This is a genomic window from Fibrella musci, from assembly GCF_041321105.1.
Classification (GTDB): Bacteria; Bacteroidota; Bacteroidia; order Cytophagales; family Spirosomataceae; genus Fibrella; species Fibrella musci.
The window spans coordinates 581888-606141 of sequence record NZ_JBGGWD010000006.1 but is presented as its reverse complement, the minus strand read 5'-3'; the positions used below and the strand labels follow the sequence as shown (position 1 = coordinate 606141).

The following is a 24254-nucleotide window of genomic DNA, read 5'->3' as shown; positions in this document are numbered from 1 at the left end:
CTCCAAACCCTCTACGGCAGCGCATACTCCCCTTCGATCGGGTAGTGGTCGGAATAGGGAATATCGCGGTGGGTGTCGAATCGAAGCAGGTATAACTTCGGGTCGTAGAACTGATTGTCGATCCGGATAAAGCGCGGGGCCCGGTTGAGCGTGAAGCCGAATCCCGAGCCGCCATCTTCAAACGCGTTATGCAAACGATGGCGCAACCGCTCATAGATAATGCTATAGGGCGTATCGTTGAAGTCACCCGTCACGATCACCGGATATGGACTGCTCTGCACGCACTGCTCAATCAGCCGGACTTCGTGCCGACGCGCCACAAAACCCGCTTTGAGGGCCCCTAACACGGTGCGAGTCTCCGATTTCATGGCGTCGATTTCTTCATTCTCGAACACCCGACGTACCCGAATACCCATCGACTGCATGTGTACGTTGATGATCCGGACGGTATCGGCCCCTAGCTTAATATCGGCCCAGACCATGCCGTTAAACGACCCAAACGCCCGTCGGCCCTGCCCAATGATCGGGTATTTCGAAAACGTCGTTACTCCTACGTACCCATCGTTGATCGGTTGCAGAAACGCCCGGTAGCGATAACCCGCCTGCTCGAGGCGCTGCCGCACCTCGTAGGTGGGCGAAAGACTACCCGTATAAAACTCCTGAAAGCACTTGACCGGTGCCGGATGTTTTACCACCCAGTCGACAAGCTGCTGACTCTTCTTCGACTCCTGTTTAAACTCATAGAACTCGTCGGTTGCAAAGGCCGACACGTTATAGCTGAGCAACGTCAACGTTGGCCGGTTGTTGGGGTTGGCATTGGCCGAATCGAGGCTTAGCGTCCGTGGCCACAGCCAGTAGCCAATCAGAAAAGCCGCCAACGAAAGCAATGCCCGCCAAGGACGGAAAAACAGCCAGATGAGTGCCAGCAACGCCAACCCGAGCCAGGCTACGGGCAGCGTGATCATCAGCATACTGGCAAACCAGTGCTCGGAAAGCAGCGACCCCAGCAGGTAGTAAACAAACAGCGTGTAGAAAAACAGCCCTATGTGTACCGACCAAAGCACTGACCGGGCAACAAATGCCAAAAAGAGACTGATCCGGTTCCCCAGTGCCATGAATTACGTGCTTGATTGTCGCGCAAAAGTACGCCGCGTTAGCCAAAGGGCGAAGGATACCGCCAAGCCGTTCCCTAGCCCATTTGGGAGTGCCTGTCGTCGTTGGCTTGCCTGGCCACACAGTAACCTACGCGCCGCTACGCTTGCTTCTCGGCAAATAACTCCTTATATTTGCGGCACTTAGCGACATCGACACGGATCAAGCAAAGGGAGTTCGGCTCCCTTTTTTCTTTGGTAGCCTTTCATGAATGACCAGGAGCGCATCAGCCAGTTACTCGAGCCCCACCTCAACGGAGGCGAGTATTATATTGTTGATAGTCAAGTGGCTGGTCGGCAGGGAGGAACGCTCAAGGTAACCGTGTTGCTCGACTCCGATGAGGGCATTACCATTGATGAGTGCGCGCGCATCGGTCGGCAACTGGGCAACCAGATGGATGAGTTAAATTTCTTCGGCGATGCCCCGTTTAACCTCGAGGTATCGTCGCCCGGCGTAGGTTTCCCGCTTTCGCAACCCCGGCAGTTCACCAAAAACGTGGGCCGGACGCTAAAAGTCGAAACCACAGGCGGGCAAACGCTTGTGGGTACGTTGGCGTCGGTCGATGAGTCGGGTATTGTGCTCGACGTGCCACCCGCCAAGATCAGTAAAACAAAACGCAAAACGCTCACCGAACTGCCCCCCGAAGGCCCCCAAACCCTGGCTTTCGACACAATCCGGAAGGCGACTGTTGAAATAACGTTTAAATAAAAGTTTGGACGTTTTTAGTTTGGAGTTTCCAGCTACTTGGTGCACAAGTAACAAGGCTGCGCCAGCCAACTGGACACAGGAAACTAAAAACTGAAAACTGCTTTTCCCATGAACAGCGGACAGTTAATTGAATCCTTTGCCGACTTTGCCCGATCGAAGAACATCGACCGGCCCACCATGATTGCGATTCTGGAAGAAGTCTTCCGCACCATGATTCGCAAAAAATTTGAAACCGATGCCAACTTCGACGTGATCATCAACGCCGAAAGCGGTGATCTGGAAATGTGGCGGACGCGCGAAATCGTGGACGACAATTCGGAGGATATCTGGGATTATGACAAAATTCCCCTCTCGGAAGCGCGTAAGATTCAGGACGACTTCGAGGTGGGCGAGCAAGTGGCCGAGGAGGTCAAACTAGAAGATTTTGGGCGTCGGGTTGTGCAAACGGCACGGCAAACGCTCATTCAGCGTGTTAAAGATTTAGAAAAAGAACTGCTGTACCAGAAATACAAAGACCAGGTTGGCGACCTGATTTCGGCCGAAGTATACCAATTCCTCAAAGGCGGCGAAATTATTCTGGTAGACGGAGAAAACAACGAACTGAGTCTGCCCCGTGGCGAGCAGATTCCGAAAGACCGGTACCGTAAGGGTGAGGCCGTGAAGGCTGTCATTCACCGGGTCGACATGAACAACGGCACCCCGAAAATTGTGCTGTCGCGTACGTCGCCCGTGTTCCTCGAGCGCCTCTTCGAAGGAGAAATTCCTGAAATCTACGACGGCGTGATCTCGATCCGCAAGATCGTGCGTGAACCGGGCGAGCGGGCCAAAGTGGCCGTCGAATCGTACGACGAGCGTATCGACCCGGTTGGGGCCTGCGTAGGCATGAAAGGCGTGCGTATCCACTCGATTGTGCGCGAGCTTGGCAATGAGAACATCGATGTAATCAACTACACCGAAAACCTCGAACTACTCATCAGCCGGGCCCTAAGCCCAGCCAAAGTGAGCTCCATGAACATCGACCGGGAGGCGGGACGCGTAGCCGTGTTCCTCAAGCCCGATCAGGTGTCGTTGGCCATCGGAAAGGGTGGTCAGAACATTAAGCTCGCTGGCCGGTTAGTGAATCTGGAACTGGATGTGTACCGCGAAACGGACGGTCAGGAAGACGACGAAGACGTTGACCTGATGGAGTTTAAAGACGAGATCGACGAATGGATTGTTGATGAATTCCGCCGCGTAGGTCTCGACACGGCTAAGAGCGTACTGGCTCTGAGCCGCGAAGAACTCGCCCGCCGCACCGACCTCGAAGAAGATACCATCGAGGAAATCCTGAACATTCTGCGTCAGGAATTTGAATAATGCTAGTTTATTAGTTCATCAGTTTATCCGTTTCCAGGTGGCTCACCAGCGTATACGTACTCAGGCGCAGCCTCTGAAAACCCATAAACTCAAGACTCATAAACTGCCCTTGGGATTTATAATCCGTTAATCGTTGTTATCACTGTATAAACAACCACTAATTTTGTCGGGTCTAAACCGAACGTATGGCAGAAGATAAGTCAATGCGCCTAAGCCAAGTGGCAAAAATTCTCAACAAAGGGCTTTCCTCTGTTGCGAGTACGCTTTCTGCCAAAGGGTTTAAGGTGGAAGTGAATCCCAACACCAAAATCAACACAGAACAGTTGGAGGTGTTGGCGAGAGAATTTAAATCGAACGAGCTCCTGAATGGTGCCCGTAAGCCCGCTGAGGCTACGGCTCCTACAGAAGCGCCGACTCGTCGGGATGACGACTACTTGCCGCGTTATTCACGCGACGATCAGGGCCGCCCTGTGACAGGTGCGCCCGCCGGACAAGCACCGGCCAGCAACCGGCCTACCGAAGCACCCCGCCCGCAAAGCACCGCGCCTGTTGAGCGTGAGGCGGCGCCAGCGTCGGGTCTGCCAGGCCTGAAAGTGCTGGGGAAAATTGACCTGAATCCCAAACCAGCGGCTGCACCAGCGCAGCCTGCCAAACCGCAGCAACCAGCACCGGCCCAGCCAGTGGCTCAACCGGCCGCTCCGCAGCAGCCGAAGCCCACGCCACCGCCCGTGCAGGCGAAGCCGGAAGTTCCCAGCCAGCCGGTTGAGGCTCCCAAGCCTACGCCAGCGCCGGTAGTAGCCGCCAAGCCGCAACCTGTTGAGCAGAAAGCAGCACCGGTAGCGCCCGTTACGCCCAAAGCCGAGGAGGTGGTCAAGCCCGCTCCGGCTCCTGTAGCCACGACGCCACCGCCAGCCGCTCAGAAGCCAGCCGAAGCACCAGCTCCGGCGGTAACGAAGCCCGTAGCCGAAACACCAGCAGCTAAGCCGGCTGAAACGCCAGCCCCGGCTCCGGCCGACGCGCCTCCTGCACCTGTTGAGACCATCCGGGCTGAAGGTAGTGTGCAGTTGAAAGGGCTTACTGTAAAAGGAACCATCGACCTGACCCAGTTCAACCGCCCGCAAGGTGGTGGTGCGGCAGGTCGTGATAAAAAGAAACGCAAGCGAATTCCCAATGCCAACGACCGCCGTCCGGGTCAACCGGGACAAGGCCAGGGCACTGGGCAGCCGCAAGGCGATCGTCAGGGAGGTGGTCAGCGTAGCGACCGTCCGCAGGGCGAACGTCAGGGTGGTCCCAACCAGGGAGGCGATCGCAACCAGAGTCAGGGGGGCGACCGTACCAATCAGAACCGGCCGCAAGGTCAGGGACAGGGTGGTGGTACCAATCCGAACCGGCCGCAGGGTCAGGGAGGTGGTACGAATCAAAACCGGCCGCAGGGTCAGGGACAAGGTGGTGGTACCAACCAGAACCGGTCATCGAATGGACCACGTCCCGGCAGCAAAAACGATCGTCGGGGTCCCGGTGATCGCGACCGCCGCGAAACACCATCGAAACAGGAGGTTTCGGCCAACATCCGGGCCACCAACCAACGGATTGCCGGTGGTAACACACGTACCAACCGGGGTGCCGAACGCCGCCGTGACCGTCGGAATCAGCGCGAAGAGGATCGCCGCCTGTTGAACGAACAGGAAGAGCTCGAAGCCAAAACACTGAAAGTGACCGAATACGTATCGGCCAACGACCTGGCGTCGTTGATGGACGTATCGATCAACGAAGTGATTTCGGTTTGTTTGAGTGCCGGTATGTTCGTCTCGATCAATCAGCGCCTCGATGCTGAAGCCATTACGTTTATCACGGATGAGTTCGGTTATGACGTGCAGTTCGTATCGGCCGAAGAAGAAGTCGAATCGGGTCTGGAAGAAGCGCCGGATGCTGAAGAAGATCTTGAACTGCGCGCTCCGATCGTCACGATCATGGGTCACGTCGACCACGGTAAAACGTCGTTGCTTGACTACATCCGTCGGACGAAGGTAGCGGCAGGTGAAGCCGGTGGTATCACGCAGCACATTGGTGCCTACAGCGTGAAAACGGCTGACGGCCGCATGGTTACCTTCCTCGATACGCCTGGTCACGAAGCCTTTACGGCTATGCGGGCCCGGGGTGCGAAAGTAACCGACGTGGTTATCATCGTGATCGCCGCCGACGACAGCATCATGCCCCAAACGCGCGAGGCCATCAACCACGCACAGGTAGCCGGTGTACCCATCGTATTCGCTTTCTCAAAAGTGGATAAGCCGGGAGCCGATGCCGAGAAAATTCGGAACGAACTGGCTCAGATGAACCTGCTCGTTGAAGAATGGGGTGGTAAATACCAGTCGCAGGAAATTTCGTCGAAATCCGGTATGGGTATCGATGAACTACTCGACAAAGTACTACTCGAGGCTGAAGTACTTGAACTGAAAGCCAACCCGGACCGCCGCGCCACGGGTACGGTTATCGAAGCCACACTCGACAAGGGTCGTGGGTACGTTACCACCGTACTGGTACAGAACGGTACGCTCCGTCAGGGCGACATCATGCTCGTGGGCGCTCACTATGGCCGTATCCGCGCCATGACGAACGACCGTGGCGAACGTATCAAAGAAGCTGGGCCAAGTCAGCCGGTGTTGATCCTGGGTCTGCCGGGTGCACCGCAGGCGGGTGACAAGTTCAACGTGATGGAAACGGACCGCGAGGCCCGTGAAATCGCCAACAAACGGGAGCAACTTCTGCGCGAGCAGACCCTCCGTACCCGCAAGCACATCACGCTTGAAGAGATCGGTCGCCGGAAGGCAATCGGCTCGTTCAAAGAGCTGAATGTGATTGTGAAAGGTGACTTCGACGGTTCAGTAGAAGCCCTCTCCGATTCGCTGCTACAGCTCTCGACGGGTGAAGTACAGGTGAACATCATCCACAAAGCGGTAGGTCAGATTTCAGAATCCGACGTGCTGCTGGCCTCAACGGCGGATGCCATCATCGTTGGCTTCCAGGTACGTCCTTCGTCGAATGCTCGCCGTCTGGCTGAACAGGAGCAGATTGAGATTCGCCTGTACTCGATTATCTACGATGCAATCAATGAGATCAAAGACGCGATGGAAGGCCTGTTGGCACCGACGCAGGAAGAGGTCATCACGGGTAACATCGAAGTACGCGAGGTGTTCAAGATCAGCAAAATCGGTACAGTGGCCGGTTGTTACGTTACGGATGGTACCATCAAACGGAACAGCAAGATTCGGGTCATTCGCGACTTCATCGTGATCCACACGGGGGAAATCAGCGCACTGAAACGGTTCAAAGACGATGTGGCCGAGGTTCGTACGGGTTATGAGTGCGGTCTGAGCATCAAAAACTTCAACGACATCGAAATGGGCGATACCATCGAAGGCTTCGAAATCAAAGAAGTTAAACGGACGCTGGCTTAGTCGTCAGGTACGTTGTCATAAAAAAGCGGTGCTGGTTTCGACCGGCACCGCTTTTTGCTTTTGTACAGTTGCGCCCGGCTCCAGCCGGGTCGACTATGGGTCGTTGTTGAAATGGTGTCTGTTCACTGCTACGACCCGGCTGGAGCCGGGCGTCACGGGTCATCTTCCGTTCGCTAAGACATACAGGTTAAGACAAAAAGGGCTGACGCGATAGACGCGTCAGCCCTTTTTTGATCGTTAAACAAATCCGTCTATCCCTTCCAGCGGACGAAGGCTTCCATGGCTTCATATTCGGCCAGGCCGAGGCGGTTGTAGAGTTCGGCGGTGGCGCGGTTGCGCTCTTCGGCCCGCTGCCAGAACTCCCGCGAGTCGGTGCCCTGATACACTACGCCGTCTTTTTGCGACTGGTGTTTGAAGATACCTAACCGCTTTTTCATCACCTGATCGGGCGACATCGGTACGGCCATTTCGATCTCGTGGATATCCCACTCGGCCCAGGCACCCCGGTACAGCCACACCCAGCAGTCCTTCATGAAATTTTTGTGCTTCAGGCGCTTCACGGCTTCGAGAATGGCGTCCAGACAGACCTTGTGCGTCCCGTGCGGATCGGCGAGATCACCGGCAGCGTAAATCTGATGCGGCTTGATGGTCTCGATCAGTTCCATCGTGATGCGGATATCGTCTTCACCCAGCGGCTTCTTCTCCACCTTACCTGTTTCGTAGAACGGCAGGTTCATGAAGTGCGCGTTTTCGACCGGAACACCCACAAACCGGCAGGTCGATTTGGCTTCGCCCATGCGGATCAGGCCCTTCACGTGGCGCACCTCGGCGGTGTCCATTTCAGAATCCTTTTTGGCGCGCAGGAAGGCGGCCGCGTCCTGGAAAATGCGCGTGGCTTCGGGGCTCTTAATCCCAAAGCGGGTGTTGAAATCGACAACATAATCGGCGAAGCGCAGGGCCTCGTCGTCGGCTACAGCGATGTTGCCTGAGGTCTGGTAACCCACGTGTACCTCGTGCCCCTGATCGACGAGCCGCTGGAACGTACCGCCCATCGAAATGATGTCGTCGTCGGGGTGGGGGCTGAAGATAAGGCAGCGTTTCTGAGCCGGCAGTGCCCGTTCGGGGCGGTTGGTATCGTCGGCGTTGGGTTTACCGCCGGGCCAGCCCGTAATGGTGTGCTGCAATTGGTTGAAGACGTCGATGTTGATGTCGTAGGCCTGCCCGTACTGAGCCAGCAGGTCCGAGACACCATTGTCGTTGTAGTCGCGGTCGGTGAGTTTCAGAATGGGCTTTTGAAGAGTCAGCGACAGGTACGTGACCGCTTTCTTCTTCATCGCGTTATCCCAGGTTACCGAGTCGACCAGCCACGGCGTTTTCATCCGGGTCAGTTCCGAAGCGGCCGCTTCATCGATCACAAACAAGGCATTCGGATGCGTTTGTAAGTACGACGCTGGGTTTGTTTCCGTAACAGTGCCTTCCACCGCGCCACGAATCACCGGCGCTTTGCGCTCGCCCCAGGCCAGCAACACCACTCGCTTGGCCGCCAGAATGCTGGCTACGCCCATGGTGATAGCTTTCCGCGGCGTACGGGGAAGCCCCCCGAAATCGACCGCTGCCGCTGCCCGCGTCGAGTGGTCGAGCATCATCAGCCGCGTATGGCTGTTGATGAGTGAACCCGGCTCGTTGAAGCCGATGTGGCCATTCCCACCAATACCCAGGAGTTGAAAATCGAGTCCGCCCGCTTCGGCAATCTGCCGATCATACTGCTGCGCAAATTCGGCTACTTTTTCGGGGCGAATGGTGCCGTCAGGTACGTTGTAATTGCCTTCGGGAATGTCGACGTGGTCGAACAGCTGTTCGCGCATGAACCGCCAGTAACTCTGCAACGAGTCGGGCTCCATCGGGTAGTATTCGTCGAGGTTGAACGATACCACGTTGCGGAAACTCAGCCCTTCTTCGCGATGCATCCGAATCAGTTCGGCATAGACCGTCTTGGGCGACGATCCGGTTGCCAGACCCAGGATGCAGGGCAGGCCTTCCTGTTGCCGCAACCGAATCAGATCGGCGATTTCGTGGGCAACAGCGCGTGAGGCGGCTTTGGCATCCGCGTAGATGTGGGTGGGGATTTTCTCGTAGGTAATGGCTGACTGAAGCGGACCACTAAAGGCGGCATCAGGAAGAGTTGGTTCGGCAATCATACGTTAACCAGCGGTTGATTGGAGCCGCAAAGGTAAACAGTTCCCCGCGATCCGCAGGACCCCTCCCTCAGGAATCTGATTCGTAATTGATGGCGGCAATCTGCCAGGTACGTTCCCCGGCGGGTGTCCGCAACGTTACGGTTTCTCCTAAGCGTTTACCCTGCATTAACCGAGCCACAGGAGCCGTAAACGCAATGCGCCGCTGACTGGCGTTGGCTTCATCGACACCGACAATGGTCAGTTGCCAGTCGGGTTGGCCGGTCGCCCGCAGGGTCACTGTCGCTCCAAAACGCACTTCGTCAGTAGGTTGCTGCTGAGGCTCCACTAACCGGGCGCTGGCAATACGGCTGTTGAGCGCCCCAACTCGGCCGTTCAGTTCGGCAAGTTGCCGGGTGCGGTCAGGATCATCTGCCGCGCCCGTGGCCTGAATGCGCGCGTGCTCGGCTTCCAGCTCAGTCAGCTCGGCGCGCAGCAGGTTCAGGCCACGGGGCGTAACGTAATTGGGCGTGTTGGGCGGCAGCGGCGCACGAGCCGGAATCACGACGGGGTCGTCGGCCGTTTCGTTTTTGAGAAACGCGCGACTCATGGCTGTGCTTTGGCTAGCTGATCGGCAGCCCAAGCCGTTTCCAGGCTGGTAAGGCCATTTTCTTCCGAAATAATCCGGTGTACATCGGGCTGTTTAAGTGCCGACGCCTGATCGCGGAACATCAGCCGGAGCAGTTCGCTGTAGCGATGCTGTTTTTCGACCTCAAAGCCGAATTTGAGTTCGATCTGCTGGTAGGCGTGGAAGGTTTTGTGGCGCCCGCCAATGGGTTTCGACGGATCGATGTTGGCCGTAACGTCGAGCTGTGCACCGGGAAAGAGCAGCATTAGTTCGCGGGTCGTGGTTTCGTCGGCCACACACCGGAGCTCCATCCGCGTGGGTACCCACTCATAGAGTGTGATGTCGCCGCGCTCAAACACCAGCCGCATTTCCTGCCGGTCCATCCGTCCGGTCTGGGTGAAGCCGTGGTAGAAATTCACGAACTGGTAGTTGCCGGCATCGCCATACCGAACCGTGGCCTGTACCTGATCGATGATGTCTGCGCTGTTTGGGCGTTGTGTGGTTTGCGCCGCGACGACCTCACCTTTACCCAGCCAACCCGCAAACAGATCGAAGAAGTGGACGCCGTGCTCGATGAAAATACCACCCGATTTACTACGATCCCAGAACCAGTGCTCGGGGCTCAGGCCTTCGTCGCCGGCATAATTTTCGAAGTAGCCGTGCAGGAAATCGCCCAGCAACTGCTTATCAATTAAGTGTTTAATGCGGGCAAAGAGCGGGTTGTAACGCTGCATGAGGTTGGTCACCATCAGCAGCCCTTTTTCGGCGGCTTTAGCCAGCATTTCCCGGCCCTGTTCGGGGTTCATCGCCAGCGGCTTTTCGCAGATGACGTGCTTACCGGCTTCGAGTGCCAGCATGGCCTGCTCATAGTGCAGAAAGGGAGGCGTCGCAATGTAGACAATGTCGACGTCGGGGTGGGCAACCAGTTCCTCAAGGCTACCGAGTTGGTCGGCCCCGAATCGTTGTGCGGTGCGGATGGCTTCTTCGCGTTTCGAGCCGGCAATAGCCACAAGGCGCGTGTTGGGATATTGTAAAAACTGTTGAACAGCGTAGAGCCCAAAGCCGCCCATTCCAATCACCCCAATGCCCAATTCCTTCTGTTCCATAACGTTGTATTCGGTTTGATCGGCTGCTTTCGGCAACCAATGTATACTCTTCCAACTTCCGTAGGTACGTTAATGTTATAGCAACAAGAAGCGGCCTGATAACAACCAGCTCAATCGTCGGTAGCACGACGTCGCAGCGTATGGTCGCCGCTGCTCAGCCCACCGAACAATCTCGACTTACCCCAATCGCTACAAACTGTTGATGAGTTTGAAGCCTGGCAACGTCTGTTCGTTAGAGAAGGAAGCTACGAGTTTATGCGGGGGCGCGTTATTCCCGAACCCGCTATAGAGCAGGACGAAGTGTTTATCAACAGCCTTCTCATCCGCTTGTTTATACAATGCGAAAACGGATTCCTGACATAACGTACCTGACGGCGGAGCAGAAACAGGCCGTTCGGCGAGGAGAGCGTGTCAGTACTCTATTTGCCTGAGTGGCCGAGTCAGGTACGTCTTTTCACAGCCTGGAACGCTGCTGACATAAGGCTGTCAGTGGTTGCGCAGACCTTTGTACGGTCAAGTGACAACGACTGATTCACTCTTCAATTTCCCGCTCAGCATGCTTACTGTACTGCCCGCCATCAACTGGCTAAGTGTTCTTATCGCGTTTATTCTTTATTTCGGATTAGGTGCTTTCTGGTACTTGTTTCTTTTCCCCAAACCGTACCGAATTGCCCTGGGCAGAAGCGCCGACGAGCCGCAGAGCGACAACCCGCTCTACATTGTCGGGCCAGCGGTCTGTTCGCTGATCATCACCATAACGAGTGCCGTGTTGCTATACACGCTGAACGTGACTTCGTATGGTGCAGCCACACTTTTTGCGGCGGTAGTTGGCATTGGCTACCTGGTTACCAATACGGTCAACATCGCCATCAATCCGAATATACCCCGGCCGTTTTTATACGGGCTGATTACGGGCAGCTACCACTTCGTTGGTATGTTACTGGTCAGCCTGATTTTATTCGCCATGCGCTAGGAGAATCGGTTGTGAGCAAAAAAGCCACTAACGTACCTGTACAAGTAGCACAGGTACGTTAGTGGCTTTTTTGCCAATTGCGTAGCTATATGAGCTATGCAACCGTTAGTAAACCAGCGATGACTTTGGGCGGGGGATATGGCCCCGGTGATCGTGCTGAAGCAGCAGTTCGAATAGCTTTACCGTAGCGGCGGCATCGCCGTAGGCGCGATGCCGGGCCGACACCGGGATATCGAGCGACCGGCACAGCTTGCCGAGGCTGTAGGAAGGCAGGCCGGGAATGATTTTACGGCTCAACCGAACGGTACAGAGTGTACGCCGCAGAAATTCGCGGTCGAGCCAACTCATCTCTTTCTGCAGAAAGCCAAAATCGAACTGCACGTTGTGGGCCACGAAAATGGCCTCGTCGGTGATCTCGTGTACACGATCGGCCACCTGATCGAACGTGGGGGCCTCGGCCACCATCGCGTCGGTGATGCGCGTGAGCTGACTGATAAACGGCGGAATGGGATGGCCCGGATTAAGCAGCGTCTGAAACTCGTCGACGATCTGGTTACCGTCGTGGCGGATCAGGGCAATTTCAGTAAGGCGAGTGGGGCCTTTTACGCCTCCAGTGGTCTCAACGTCAACGATACAATACACGCAGTGCGAAAAAGGATGCTAAGAGCCACACCAACGGCCCACGCATCTGGCGCGGCAATTGACATTCCCTTAAGTGGATAAGCGACTGGTCGATAGCCTAAAATTAGAACGCGACAACGAAACGAACAATTCCAGACACAAAGATGAACGGCGGGCCACTACTTTTGCTGTTATGACGCGCTACGGACTCATCGGCCACCCACTGACCCACTCGTTTTCCCAGAACTATTTCACCCAGAAATTTGCCCGCGAGGGCATCACCGACGCCCGCTACGATCTGTTTGACCTGCCCGATATTGCGGCCTTGCCCGATCTGCTTCAAACACCCGGCCTGCGTGGGCTGAACGTCACGATTCCGCACAAAACCAATGTGCTGCCCTACCTCGACCGGCTCGACGCGTCGGCGCAGAAAGTCGGCGCCGTCAATGTAATTCGTTTGGAAGCAGATGGCAGCCGAACCGGCTTCAACTCAGACTATTATGGCTTTCGGCTTTCGCTGGAAGAAGCGTGGCAGGACAGGCACGGGGCCGAGGGCCTGGGGCAGGGGTTGAAAGCGCTCATTCTGGGTACGGGCGGGGCGTCGAAGGCCGTGGTGGCGGCGCTTACAGACATGGGTATTGCGCACAAAATGGTATCGCGCACGCCCGATGCCGATGGCCTGCGCTACGCCGACGTACCTGGCTTACTAGCTGATTACCAACTGATTGTCAATTGTTCGCCCGTAGGTACGTACCCCAACGTAACCGATGCGCCCGATCTGCCTTACGACCAGTTGACGCCGCAGCATTTCCTGTACGATCTGGTTTATAACCCCGCCGAAACCGAATTTTTGCGGCGCGGCCGGGCGCAGGGAGCTACCGGGCTCAACGGCTACCAGATGCTCGTTTTGCAGGCCGAAAAATCGTGGGCGATCTGGAACGACCGCTAGTCAAACACGCCACAACGGCTCATTTCGGGTCTTTTTTCTCATTCAATAGCCATTAACTATGTCTCTCCTGCTCATTGCCAACATTACGGCCAAACCCGGCTGCGGCCCCGATCTGAAACTCGCTCTGCTCGAACTGGTCGAAGCCGTCCGGACCGAACCCGCCTGTCTGCTATACGAACTCTACGAAAGCACCGAATCACCTGACCGCTTTATCATGCACGAACGCTGGCCCGATCAGGCGGGGCTCGACGCCCACAACCAAATGCCGCACATGGCTGCGTTTCAGCAAAAAGCCGGTGCGTTGCTCGATGACGTAACCTTGACGAAGGTAGAGCAGTAGTCCTGTAGAAGTGTCCGCTTCAATAAGGTAACCAACGATTTCTCAGCCCAACCGAATCGGGAGTTTCGGTATTACTCGTTATGCTTTTCCAAAACGCGACCGTTTTTACCGGCGACCAACTGCTGTCGGGCTACGATGTGCTGATCGAAAACGGTCAGATCAACGCCATTGGTACCGATCTGCTCGGCGCCACCACCGAGCAAGTAATCGACATGAACGGCGATTACCTGGTGCCGGGCTTCATCGATCTGCAATTATACGGCGGCTCAGAAGCGTTCCTGAACGAAACGCCCACGCCTGAGGCCATCCGGCAGATTTTTGACAGCCATGCCCGCAACGGCACCACCACGTTGCTGCCCACGATGCACTCCGATACACTGGCGCAGATGCAACAGGCGATGGCGGCTATCGCGACGGTGCGGGATGCCATGCCGCTCAACGTACCTGGCATTCACCTGGAAGGGCCTTATTTCAACCCGGTCAAACGCGGGGCGCATCGTGCCGCGCTGGTACGTACCCCAGCCGAGGGCGAACTGGAAGCGCTGTTCAGCACGAATGCCGACGTGATCCGCATTCTGACCGCCGCGCCTGAGATTCTCTCCGACGAGCAACTTGCTCTACTGGGTCAATTGAAGCACCCCAACACACTGCTGTCGCTGGGGCACAGCAACGCCACCTATCAGCAGGCGACCGATGCGTTCAATGGCGCGGGGGCCTCGCCCGTATTCACGCTGGCCACGCACCTCTACAATGCCATGCGGGGTTTTGAAAGCCGCGAACCAGGGAGTGTAGGCGCTATCTTCGACCACCCCACGGTAGCCTGTAGTATCATTGCCGACGGCTATCATTGCGCGCCGGCGGCCATCCGGATGGCACACCGCCTGCTCGGCCCCGACCGGCTGTTTATGATCTGCGATGCCCTGTTTGCCAACCCGCCGCGCCCAACTTTCGCGCTGGGCGATTTCATTGTCAGCTATGAACCCGGCAGCGGTACGCCCGACGAACCCCTGCACGGTCGGTATGTCAACAATGAAGGCAAGTTGGGCGGCACGGCCATCACCCTCGCCGATTGCGTGCGGTATGCCGTTGACACCGTTGATCTTCCCCTGACGGATGTGTTACGCATGGCATCAACCACGCCCGCCCGCCTGATTGGTCTCGACGACCAGATCGGGCACATCAAGGCTGGGTACGTTGCCAACCTCGTTCATCTCGACCGCTCGTTGACGGTTAAAGGCGTCTGGATCGACGGGGAAGCATTGGCTTAGTCACGCCGCCACGTCCACAGTTCATCCGCCCCAACCCGGTCACGGTTTACCAACGTACCTTGTGCGGTTGGGGCGGCAACACCCTGACCCAGCGTCTGTGCGCTTCGAAATTGCCGAATCTCGTCCCACAGCCCCGCCTCCAGGAACGTACCCAGCACCTGCGCCCCCCCCTCGACCAATACCGACTGGATACGGCGTTCGTGCAGATCGGCGAGCAGTGCAGGCAGTGAGTCGGCGGCAGCGTAGCTCAGGTTTTCTGAAGCCACAGGTACGTCCAGCCCCGACCGATGATAGACCACCGTCGGTTGGGTTCCGTCGAACAGATTGAGCGTAGTAGGCAACGCCAAGGCGCGATCCAGTACCACCCGAACCGGCGACCGACCCGGCCATAACCGCGTGTTAAGGCGGGGATTGTCGTGGCGGGCGGTGGTGGTCCCAACCAGAATGGCATCTTCTTCGCTTCGCCAGCGGTGCACCAGCCGCCCGGCCAGCGGGCCACTGATGGGAACGGGCGTGGCCCCGGGACCACCCATGAAGCCGTCGGCAGTTTCGGCCCATTTCAGGATGATATACGGCCGCTGCTGCTCGATAGCCGTAAAAAAGCGGGCATTCAACAGGCGACCTTCCTCAGCCAACAGCCCCGTGATGACCTCAATGCCAGCGTCGCGCAGTTTCTGGAAGCCTTTGCCCGCTACCAGTGGATTGGGATCGTCATTGCAGCATACGACCCGACCTACTTTCTTTTGGATGAGCAAATCGGCGCAAGGGGGCGTTTTTCCCCAGTGCGAACAGGGTTCGAGCGTGACGTAGGCCGTCGATTGGGGCAGCAGCGCTTCGTCGGCGGGCAGCACCGCCCGCACGGCGTTGACTTCGGCATGTGGGCCGCCATATTGTTGATGCCAGCCTTCGCCCAACACCCGCCCCGTAGCGTCTTCTCCCAAATCGTGAACGATAACGCAGCCAACCATCGGGTTGGGGCTAACGTGGCCCCGGCCCAACGTAGCCAGATCGAGGGCCCGGCGCATGATAAGCGAATTGGACATAACAGTTATGTATGGTCAAACCTATAAGGTTTCTAAAACCTTATAGGTTTAGCAGGCGGTAAACTTCCCTATTTTTGTCGAACTCAGCATAGCGTCTGTACTTCACCGAATGGCTCTTACCACGCGTCCCCTTTATCAACAACTCAGCCGTAACATCACGGCCTATCCGCCTGAAGAAGCGCGCGAGATGGCCTTTATGCTACTCGACCACTACTTCGGTCTCAGAAAAGCCGACGTACTGGCTGATAAACCCTTGCCCGCCAACCGTACCGAACCCGACTGGTTCCGCATCATCGAACGGCTTAACCGGCAGGAACCGATTCAGCACGTGATTGGTACGACCATTTTTTGCGGACTGGAATTCGAAGTGTCGCCCGACGTGCTGATTCCCCGCCCCGAAACAGAAGACCTCGTTCGGCTGATTATGCACGATTTTGCCGATCAGACCGAGCGGCCCGTGCGCGTTATCGACATCGGCACGGGTAGTGGCTGCCTGGCCGTAACGCTTGCCCGGTTCCTGCCCCAGTCCGACGTAACGGCCTACGACGTGTCGGAAGTGGCGCTGGCGATGGCCCAACGCAACGCCGACAAGCTCAACGCCGAGGTAACGTTTCAGAAGCAGGATATTCTGGCCGTAGCCCAACAGCAGGTAGGTACGTTCGACTGTGTGGTGAGCAACCCGCCGTACGTGACCCGCTCGGAAGCCGCCCAGATGGACAAGAATGTACTGAACTATGAACCCGACGTAGCCCTGTTTGTCGATGACGCCGATCCGCTGATTTTTTATAAGGCCGTTGCCGATTTTGCAGCGCACAACCTGTCGGAAGCGGGCGTCTGTTACGTAGAAATCAACGAGCGATTCGGTGAAGCCACCAAGGCGGTTTTCGACGAACGCGGTTTCCAGAACGTGCAGATTTTCAAAGACATTCACGGTAAAGATCGCAGCGTCAGAGCGACTAAAAATTAGTTCAACGTTCAATGTCCAAGGTTCAATGTTAACTAGCAGCGTTGAACCTTGGACATTGAACGTTGAACTCCCTCTATGACCTATCATTCACAAATCCGGCAGGTGCTGGCCGAAATCGGCAAGGTTGTGGTTGGGCAGGAACGCCTGCTGAACCGACTGCTCGTGGGGCTGTTCACGGGTGGCCATATTCTGCTCGAAGGGGTGCCCGGTCTAGCTAAATCACTCACTATCAACACACTGGCAAAGGTATTGCAGCTTGATTTTCAGCGTATTCAGTTTACACCTGACCTGTTGCCCGCCGACCTGATCGGGACGATGATCTTTAATCAGCGCACGTCGGATTTCGAGGTGAAACAAGGGCCCGTTTTCGCCAACCTGATTCTGGCCGACGAAATCAACCGGTCGCCCGCGAAGGTGCAGTCAGCGCTGCTGGAAGCGATGCAGGAGAAACAGGTCACGATTGGTGAAGAGACGTTTATTCTTGACCGTCCTTTTCTGGTTCTGGCCACGCAAAACCCCGTTGAGCAGGAAGGTACGTACCCACTGCCGGAGGCGCAGGTCGACCGGTTTATGATGAAGGTGTTTGTCGATTACCTCAACAAGGAAGAAGAGTTGCTAGTGATGCGACGGATGTCGAACCTAAATTTCGACTACGAAGTACAGTCGCTGCTTGACCGCACCGATATTGCCAACATTCGCGACGAAATCAACGCGGTAAACATCTCCGAGTCGCTCGAAAAGTACATTATCGAACTGGTTTTTGCCACGCGCCGCCCGCTCGACTACGGCCTCCGCGACGAGTCTCGCTACATCCAGTACGGCGTGTCGCCACGCGCAAGCATTCACCTGAATCTGGCCGCCAAAGCTCTTGCTTACTTCGATCAACGCGATTACGTGTTGCCAGAAGATATTAAAGAAGTGTGCCCCGATGTGTTTAACCACCGGGTTTTGCTCAATTATGAAGCCGAAGCAGACGGCATCACATCGCTTCAGGTGATCGACTCTATTCTGCGCAAAGTGGCCATCGGCTAACGTATGAACGACTTTTGGATTTACCTCGGCCTCGGGTTCGATCACATCACCGACCCGGGTGGTTACGACCATATTCTCTTTATCATCGCGCTCTGTGCGATCTATACCCTCTCGCAATGGCGGCAGGTCCTGATCCTGGTCACGGCGTTCACGATCGGGCACTCGATTACGCTGGCGCTGGCCACCCTGCGCCTGCTCTCGTTCCGCTCCGACGTGATCGAACTGTTAATTCCGATCACGATTCTGATTACAGCTGTCGTCAACTTTTTCTATCAGGAACGCACGAGTCCGTTCAGCACGCGGATCAAGTCGCGGAAATGGGGGCGCTACAGTCTCGCGCTGGCGTTCGGCCTGATTCACGGCCTGGGTTTTTCCAGCTACCTCCGCAGCCTGCTCGGTCGGGAGGCCGACATCGTTACGCCACTGCTGGCGTTCAATCTCGGCCTTGAACTGGGTCAACTCCTGATCGTATCGCTGGTGTTGGGCCTGTCGCACTTTATCCTGAACGCCTTCCGGGGCCACCGCCGCGACTGGGTATTGATCATCTCAGGAATCGTCGCCGGCATGGCCATCTCCCTGATTATCAATAACTCGTTAATTGCGGGGTCGTGATTTTTGTAAACCTATAAGGTTTTTAAAACCTTATAGGTTTAATACCATACCGCTAATACGCCAGCACCGGGGCAAGCCAGCGTTCGGCTTCGTCGAGGGTCATGTCTTTGCGGTGCGCGTAGTCGATCACCTGATCTTTGTTGAGCTTACCAACGGCAAAATACTTCGATTCGGGGTGGCTGAAGTAAAAACCACTCACCGACGAAGCCGGGTACATGGCAAAGCTTTCCGTTAGCACAATATCGGCGCGACCGGCGTCGAGCAGATCAAATAACGTAGCTTTCTCGGTATGGTCGGGGCAGGCGGGGTAACCCGGCGCGGGCCGGACGCCCTGATACTTCTCGCGGATGAGCTCTTCATTAGTCAGCCGTTCGTCGGCGGCGTAGGGCCAGAATTCCTTCCGGGTACGTTCATGCATCAGTTCAGCGAAGGCTTCGGCGAGGCGGTCGGCCAGCGCTTTCACCATGATGCTGTTGTAATCGTCGTGCTCGCGCTCAAACTGTTCCAGTAGCGCTTCGATGCCAATACCCGCCGTTACGGCAAATGCGCCGATGTAATCTTCACGACCGCTATCCAGCGGCGCCACGTAGTCGGCGAGGCACAGGTTGGGCAAACCGGCCGCTTTCTGGTTTTGCTGACGCAGGAAGTGCAGCACCGTTTTAGTATCGTATACTAACTCGCCCGCGGGCGTTACTGCCGCCTGTGATGCCGCTGCCTGACTAATCTTGTATTCAACGTGCCGGTGCGAGCCATGCCGTTCGCAGGGAATCTCCCGCGTGACCTCCCCAAAATCATGAATTAACACATCATCGTCGGTGGCGTTAGCAGGATAAAATCCAACGACAGCCTTCGCTTTCAGCGACTTGTTGCGGATGATATCCTGCAACAGCGCATTGGCGTCGTCGTACAACTTACGGGCCTCACCGCCCACAGTAGCGTCATCAAAGATGGCCGGATACTTGCCGTGTAGCTGCCACGTCTGGAAAAACGGTGTCCAGTCGATGTAGCGCGCAATCTCATCGAGCGGATAATCGTCGAAGTAGCGATTGCCCAGGTACGTTGGTTTGGTAGCAGAGAAAGCAGACCAATCGATCTGGACACGATTTTGGCGTGCTTTCTCAATCGTCAGCAGGTTCTTTTCTTTCTGCCTACGGGCGTGTTCATCACGGAGCTTAGCGTACTCAGCTTTAATCTCGTTGAAAATCTGGTCGCGGGTAGTGCGCTCGTCGCTCACCAAACGGCCCGCTACAGGTACGCTCCGGCTGGCATCCAGCACGTGAATCACCGGTCCCGAGTAGTGCGGGTCGATTTTCACGGCGGTATGAATGCGCGAGGTAGTAGCCCCGCCAATTAGCAGCGGAATGGTGAAACCTTGCCGCTCCATCTCCTTAGCAACACCCACCATCTCGTCGAGCGAGGGGGTAATCAGCCCGCTCAGGCCGATGATGTCGACGTTATGTTCGCGGGCGGCGTCCAGAATCTTCTGGGTAGGCACCATCACGCCCAAGTCGATGATCTCGTAGTTGTTACAACCCAGCACCACGCCCACGATGTTCTTCCCGATGTCGTGCACGTCGCCTTTTACCGTAGCCAGCAGAATTTTACCGGCGCCGGCGGCATCGCCAACCTGCTTTTCAGCTTCGATGTAAGGCGTCAGGTGGGCGACGGCTTTCTTCATCACCCGTGCCGATTTCACCACCTGTGGCAAAAACATCTTGCCTTCGCCAAAGAGGTCACCTACTACGTTCATGCCGTCCATGAGCGGGCCTTCGATCACGTGCAGCGGGCGCTCGGCCTGTAGGCGGGCTTCTTCTACGTCTTCGTCGATAAAGTCGGTAATGCCTTTGATGAGCGCATATTTGAGGCGTTCGGCAACGGTATTGCTCCGCCAGGCTTCATCGACCACCACTTCTTTGCCTTTGGCTTTCACGGTATCGGCAAAGGTGACCAGCCGTTCGGTGGCATCGTCGCGCCGGTTCAACAGCACGTCTTCTACGCGTTCGAGCAACTCCTTCGGGATATCGTCGTAAATGGCCAATTGACCCGCGTTCACAATACCCATGTCCATACCGGCCCGGATGGCGTGGTACAGGAACGCCGAGTGCATAGCCTCGCGGACGGGGTCATTCCCGCGGAACGAGAACGAAATATTTGACACGCCACCGCTCACCTTCGCCAGCGGCAGGTTTTCCTTGATCCAGCGCGTGGCGTTGATAAAGTCAACAGCGTAGTTGTTGTGTTCTTCAATGCCCGTTGCGACCGTCAGGATGTTCGGGTCAAAGATGATGTCCTGCGGAGCAAAATGAACCTGATCGACCAGAATACGGTACGCGCGTTCGCAGATCTGAATGCGGCGTTCATACGAATCGGCCTGCCCGTCTTCATCGAACGCCATCACGACCACCGCCGCGCCATAGCGTTTCACCAGTTGGGCGCGTTCGATGAAGGCCTGCTCGCCTTCTTTCAGCGAAATCGAATTGACAATAGCCTTGCCCTGCACACACTTCAGGCCGGCTTCAATCACCTCCCATTTCGAGGAGTCGATCATCACGGGAACACGGGCAATATCGGGTTCGGCGGCAATCAGGTTCAGGTACGTTGTCATGACCTCAGCCGAGTCGAGCATGCCTTCGTCCATGTTCACGTCAATCACCTGCGCCCCGTTTTCGACCTGCTGCCGGGCTACGGTCAGTGCGGCTTCGTAGTCGCCTGCCTTAATGAGCCGGGCAAAGGCTTTAGAGCCGGTTACATTAGTACGTTCCCCTACGTTGACGAAGTTGGTTTGCTCCGTAATCTTCAGCGGCTCCAGGCCGCTCAGTTTCTGATAGGGTTCGGGCGCGGGTTTGGGGCGGGGCTGGTACTTCGCCATCGCCCCGGCAATGGCCCGGATGTGGTCGGGCGTCGAGCCGCAACAGCCGCCCACAATGTTTACGAACCCGTCTTTGGCGAAGCTTTCAATCTGTGCCGCCATTTCGTCGGGCGATTGGTCGTATTCACCCATTTCGTTGGGCAGGCCCGCGTTGGGATAAGCCGACGTGTAGAACGGCGACTCATTAGCCAGCGTCTGCACGTAGGGGCGCAGCAGCTCGGCACCCAGCGCGCAGTTCAGCCCTACACTCAGCAAAGGCAGGTGCGATACCGAATATAGGAATGCTTCAGTCGTTTGCCCCGATAAGGTACGTCCCGACGCGTCGGTGATGGTACCCGACACCATGATGGGCAACGAAGGTTTACCCTGATCGGCGAAATAGCGGTCGATAGCGAACAACGCCGCTTTGGCATTCAGGGTATCAAAAATGGTTTCGACCAACAGAATATCTGAGCCACCGTCGACCAGACCACGTACCTGTTCGTAATACGCATTGACCAGTTCATCGAACGTAACGGCCCGGTAGCCTGGGTTGTTGACGTCGGGCGAGAGGCTGGCGGTGCGGTTGGTTGGTCCCATAGCACCGGCCACAAACCGGGGTCTGGTGGGGTCGGCCTGCGTGAACTCATCAGCTACGGCGCGCGCAATTCGGGCCGATTCGTAATTCAGCTCATAGACCAGCTCCTCCATATGGTAGTCGGCCATCGCGATGCTGGTGCCGCTGAACGTGTTGGTTTCAACGATATCGGACCCCGCTTCGAAATATTGCCGGTGGATTTCGGCGATAATGTCGGGGCGTGTCAGCGACAGCAGATCGTTGTTGCCCTTTACGTCGTGCGGAAAGTCACGAAAACGGTCGCCACGGTAATCGTCCTCGCTGAGGTTATACCGTTGAATCATCGTGCCCATTGCCCCATCGAGGATGAGGATGCGCTGCTGGAGGAGGTCGGTGAGCTGTTGCAAATCGAGCCAAATTTTTCGTGAAAAAAGCTAATGAGAAATACCCAATAGCCCGGAAAAGTACAAATTTAGTAAAACTAGGCTGGAACACGGACAAATAGACTTGCCTAAGCCGCGGGTGTAACGGATTTGCGTAGATTTTTAGAGGGACGGCGACGACAAGGCTGCTTTGCCGTGCAAGCCAAGGGCGTGTTTTCACGAATCGATGCGGTCCCTTACTACGGTAAATCCATTTTCAAGCTGCGTCATCCGCGTTCCAATCGTTAGTTTTGCGACCCGCAAACGATTCCTGTATCCAATGAAACTAGCCGCTATCGACATCGGTTCCAATGCCGCCCGTATGCAGATTTCCACTGTACTAACCGTCGATGGGGTGGTTAGCTTCAAGAAGGTGGAGTATGTTCGCTTTCCGTTACGGCTGGGGCACGACGTGTTTACGCATGGTGGGCTTACCACCGAAAGCGTACAACGCACGGTAAAGCTGATGCAAGCGTATAAGCTGCTGATGGAACTGCACGAAGTGGAGGCGTATATGGCCTGTGCTACATCGGCCATGCGTGAAGCCACCAACGGCCGGGAGGTAGTCGATCTGGTCAAAAGCCGATCGGGCATTGCCATTCAGGTGATTGACGGGCAGCGCGAAGCCGAGTTAATCAATAACGTGGTGGTGTTGGCCCTCGATGACCGGCAGACGCTGCACATCGATGTAGGCGGGGGTAGCACAGAGCTGAACTTGTACTGCAACCGGCAAAAGATCACGTCGCGGTCGTTCAAGCTGGGTTCGGTGCGGCTGCTGGAGGGAAAAGAGACGAAGAGCGCCTGGAAGAAGATGCAGGACTGGATCAACGAAAACGTCGATCGGTCGAAGCCCGTTACGGCAGTCGGCACGGGTGGCAACATCAGTAAGTTGTTCAACCTCGTTTCGAAAACGAGCGACACCACCACGACGCTGGCCGAAATTATCCGGATGCACGACTACATCGCCGAGTTCAGTCTGGAAGACCGGATTAATAAGCTACGCCTCAACGCCGACCGGGCCGACGTGATTGTACCCGCCGCCGAAATCTACATTTCGGTCATGCAATGGGCGGGCGCCACCGAAATCACCGTCCCCGACCTGGGCCTGAAAGATGGTATTCTGAAATTGGTATACGAACAGTTGAAGTAATGTACAATGAATAATGTACGATGCACAATGGGCTGGCGCAAGCATACCACCGCGTCAGCCCATTATTCATTGTACATCGTACATTATTCATTCATCACACCCGAATGTTCTCGGTTACGACTTTACCGTCGAAGAGATTAACGGTGCGGTGAGCGAAGCCCGCATCGTAGGGCGAGTGCGTCACCATAATGATGGTGGTGCCTTCGTCGTTGAGTTCGCCCAGCAGTTTCATCACTTCTTCCCCGTTTTTCGAATCGAGGTTCCCCGTCGGTTCATCGGCCAGAATCAACTTGGGTTTGGCAACGACCGCCCGGGCAATAGCCGTCCGTTGCTGCTGACCACCCGATAGCTGCTGCGGGAAGTGATTGCGCCGGTGCATGATGTTCATGCGGTTTAGGGCTGCTTCAACGCGCACCTTCCGCTCGTCGGCGGGCGTCTTCAGATACAGTAGGGGCAATTCCACGTTCTCATAAACGGTCAGCTCGTCGATCAGGTTGAAGCTCTGAAACACAAAGCCAATGCTGCCTTTCCGCAACTCGGCCCGCTGCCGTTCGCTTAGTCTCGATACTTCCGTACCATAAAAGTTGTACTGCCCATCCGACGGATTGTCGAGCAGACCCAGGATGTTGAGCAGCGTGGATTTTCCACAGCCGGAGGGCCCCATGATGGCAACAAACTCACCATCCCGGACGTCCATATTGATGCCGTTGAGGGCGGTGGTCTCTACCTCTTCCGTAGCGAAGAGTTTCTGTAGATTAATGGTTTGGATCATGATTTTAAGGATTGGCACGCGTATGACGCAGATCAGGTGGATTTACGCGGAAGTTTACAGTCAAACTGTTGAGAAAGCTGCGTTAATCTGACGAATCC

19 protein-coding genes are annotated in these 24254 nt (G+C 56.2%); 11 read left to right on the top strand and 8 right to left on the bottom strand.

What is annotated here, in order from left to right; all coding sequences use genetic code 11:
* Positions 1-11: 11 nt before the first annotated feature.
* The gene (locus ACAW74_RS21850) at positions 12-1115 is read right to left on the bottom strand and encodes an endonuclease/exonuclease/phosphatase family protein (protein ID WP_370700359.1); all 1104 of its coding nucleotides are present in this window, start codon (positions 1113-1115) and stop codon (positions 12-14) included.
* A gap of 244 nt (positions 1116-1359) precedes the next feature.
* Here ACAW74_RS21850 and rimP point away from each other — a divergent pair, with 244 nt between their 5' ends.
* The 3 genes from rimP to infB all read left to right on the top strand — a co-directional run bounded on the left by rimP (position 1360) and on the right by infB (position 6674).
* Positions 1360-1860 carry a ribosome maturation factor RimP gene (gene rimP, locus ACAW74_RS21845; protein WP_370700358.1) on the top strand — a complete coding sequence of 167 codons (501 nt, stop codon included), beginning with the start codon at positions 1360-1362 and terminating at the stop codon, positions 1858-1860.
* Between the two features lie 108 nt (positions 1861-1968).
* Complete coding sequence (gene nusA, locus ACAW74_RS21840) at positions 1969-3216, top strand: transcription termination factor NusA (RefSeq protein WP_015334463.1); 1248 nt, start codon at positions 1969-1971, stop codon at positions 3214-3216.
* A 185-nt stretch (positions 3217-3401) separates the two neighbouring features.
* On the top strand, positions 3402-6674 hold the full coding sequence (gene infB, locus ACAW74_RS21835; protein ID WP_370700357.1) for a translation initiation factor IF-2: 3273 nt from the start codon (positions 3402-3404) through the stop codon (positions 6672-6674).
* Between the two features lie 251 nt (positions 6675-6925).
* On the opposite strand, the gene ACAW74_RS21830 is transcribed toward infB, so the two are convergent.
* The 3 genes from ACAW74_RS21830 to ACAW74_RS21820 all read right to left on the bottom strand — a co-directional run bounded on the left by ACAW74_RS21830 (position 6926) and on the right by ACAW74_RS21820 (position 10582).
* A complete protein-coding gene (locus ACAW74_RS21830; RefSeq protein ID WP_370700356.1) occupies positions 6926-8872 on the bottom strand; it encodes a glucosamine-6-phosphate deaminase in 1947 nt (648 codons plus the stop codon).
* A 67-nt stretch (positions 8873-8939) separates the two neighbouring features.
* Positions 8940-9458, bottom strand: a complete 519-nt coding sequence (locus ACAW74_RS21825; RefSeq protein ID WP_370700355.1) for a GreA/GreB family elongation factor — start codon at positions 9456-9458, stop codon at positions 8940-8942.
* On the bottom strand, positions 9455-10582 hold the full coding sequence (locus ACAW74_RS21820; protein ID WP_370700354.1) for a Gfo/Idh/MocA family protein: 1128 nt from the start codon (positions 10580-10582) through the stop codon (positions 9455-9457). The genes ACAW74_RS21825 and ACAW74_RS21820 overlap by 4 nt, the downstream gene beginning before the upstream one ends.
* Before the next feature lie 556 nt (positions 10583-11138).
* On the opposite strand from ACAW74_RS21820, the gene ACAW74_RS21815 reads away from it, so the two are divergent.
* The gene (locus ACAW74_RS21815) at positions 11139-11555 is read left to right on the top strand and encodes a DUF1761 domain-containing protein (RefSeq protein WP_370700353.1); all 417 of its coding nucleotides are present in this window, start codon (positions 11139-11141) and stop codon (positions 11553-11555) included.
* 105 nt (positions 11556-11660) lie between these two features.
* On the opposite strand, the gene ACAW74_RS21810 is transcribed toward ACAW74_RS21815, so the two are convergent.
* Positions 11661-12197: a 3'-5' exonuclease gene (locus ACAW74_RS21810; protein WP_370700352.1), complete on the bottom strand. Its 537-nt coding sequence runs from the start codon at positions 12195-12197 to the stop codon at positions 11661-11663.
* Between the two features lie 172 nt (positions 12198-12369).
* On the opposite strand from ACAW74_RS21810, the gene ACAW74_RS21805 reads away from it, so the two are divergent.
* The 3 genes from ACAW74_RS21805 (at position 12370) to nagA (ending at position 14733) form a co-directional block, all read left to right on the top strand.
* Positions 12370-13125 (top strand): shikimate dehydrogenase family protein, encoded by a 756-nt coding sequence (locus ACAW74_RS21805; protein WP_370700351.1) that lies wholly within the window; start codon positions 12370-12372, stop codon positions 13123-13125.
* A gap of 58 nt (positions 13126-13183) precedes the next feature.
* Entirely contained in the window at positions 13184-13465 is a 282-nt protein-coding gene (locus ACAW74_RS21800) for a putative quinol monooxygenase (RefSeq protein ID WP_370700350.1), read from the top strand.
* Between the two features lie 80 nt (positions 13466-13545).
* Entirely contained in the window at positions 13546-14733 is a 1188-nt protein-coding gene (gene nagA / locus ACAW74_RS21795; RefSeq protein WP_370700349.1) for an N-acetylglucosamine-6-phosphate deacetylase, read from the top strand.
* Here the strand turns inward: nagA and ribD are convergent.
* Positions 14730-15776 (bottom strand): bifunctional diaminohydroxyphosphoribosylaminopyrimidine deaminase/5-amino-6-(5-phosphoribosylamino)uracil reductase RibD, encoded by a 1047-nt coding sequence (gene ribD / locus ACAW74_RS21790; RefSeq protein WP_370700348.1) that lies wholly within the window; start codon positions 15774-15776, stop codon positions 14730-14732. The two genes, nagA and ribD, sit on opposite strands and share 4 nt — an antisense overlap.
* A 109-nt stretch (positions 15777-15885) precedes the next feature.
* On the opposite strand from ribD, the gene prmC reads away from it, so the two are divergent.
* The 3 genes from prmC (at position 15886) to ACAW74_RS21775 (ending at position 18387) form a co-directional block, all read left to right on the top strand.
* Positions 15886-16743, top strand: coding sequence for a peptide chain release factor N(5)-glutamine methyltransferase (gene prmC / locus ACAW74_RS21785; RefSeq protein ID WP_370700346.1), 858 nt, complete (start codon positions 15886-15888; stop codon positions 16741-16743).
* A gap of 75 nt (positions 16744-16818) precedes the next feature.
* A complete protein-coding gene (locus ACAW74_RS21780; RefSeq protein ID WP_370700345.1) occupies positions 16819-17775 on the top strand; it encodes an AAA family ATPase in 957 nt (318 codons plus the stop codon).
* 3 nt (positions 17776-17778) lie between these two features.
* The gene (locus tag ACAW74_RS21775) at positions 17779-18387 is read left to right on the top strand and encodes a HupE/UreJ family protein (RefSeq protein WP_370700344.1); all 609 of its coding nucleotides are present in this window, start codon (positions 17779-17781) and stop codon (positions 18385-18387) included.
* Between the two features lie 52 nt (positions 18388-18439).
* On the opposite strand, the gene metH is transcribed toward ACAW74_RS21775, so the two are convergent.
* Entirely contained in the window at positions 18440-22165 is a 3726-nt protein-coding gene (gene metH / locus ACAW74_RS21770) for a methionine synthase (protein WP_370700396.1), read from the bottom strand.
* Between the two features lie 349 nt (positions 22166-22514).
* On the opposite strand from metH, the gene ACAW74_RS21765 reads away from it, so the two are divergent.
* The gene (locus tag ACAW74_RS21765) at positions 22515-23384 is read left to right on the top strand and encodes a Ppx/GppA phosphatase family protein (RefSeq protein ID WP_370700343.1); all 870 of its coding nucleotides are present in this window, start codon (positions 22515-22517) and stop codon (positions 23382-23384) included.
* 94 nt (positions 23385-23478) lie between these two features.
* On the opposite strand, the gene ACAW74_RS21760 is transcribed toward ACAW74_RS21765, so the two are convergent.
* Positions 23479-24156 (bottom strand): ABC transporter ATP-binding protein, encoded by a 678-nt coding sequence (locus tag ACAW74_RS21760; RefSeq protein WP_041258440.1) that lies wholly within the window; start codon positions 24154-24156, stop codon positions 23479-23481.
* Positions 24157-24254: the final 98 nt, after the last annotated feature.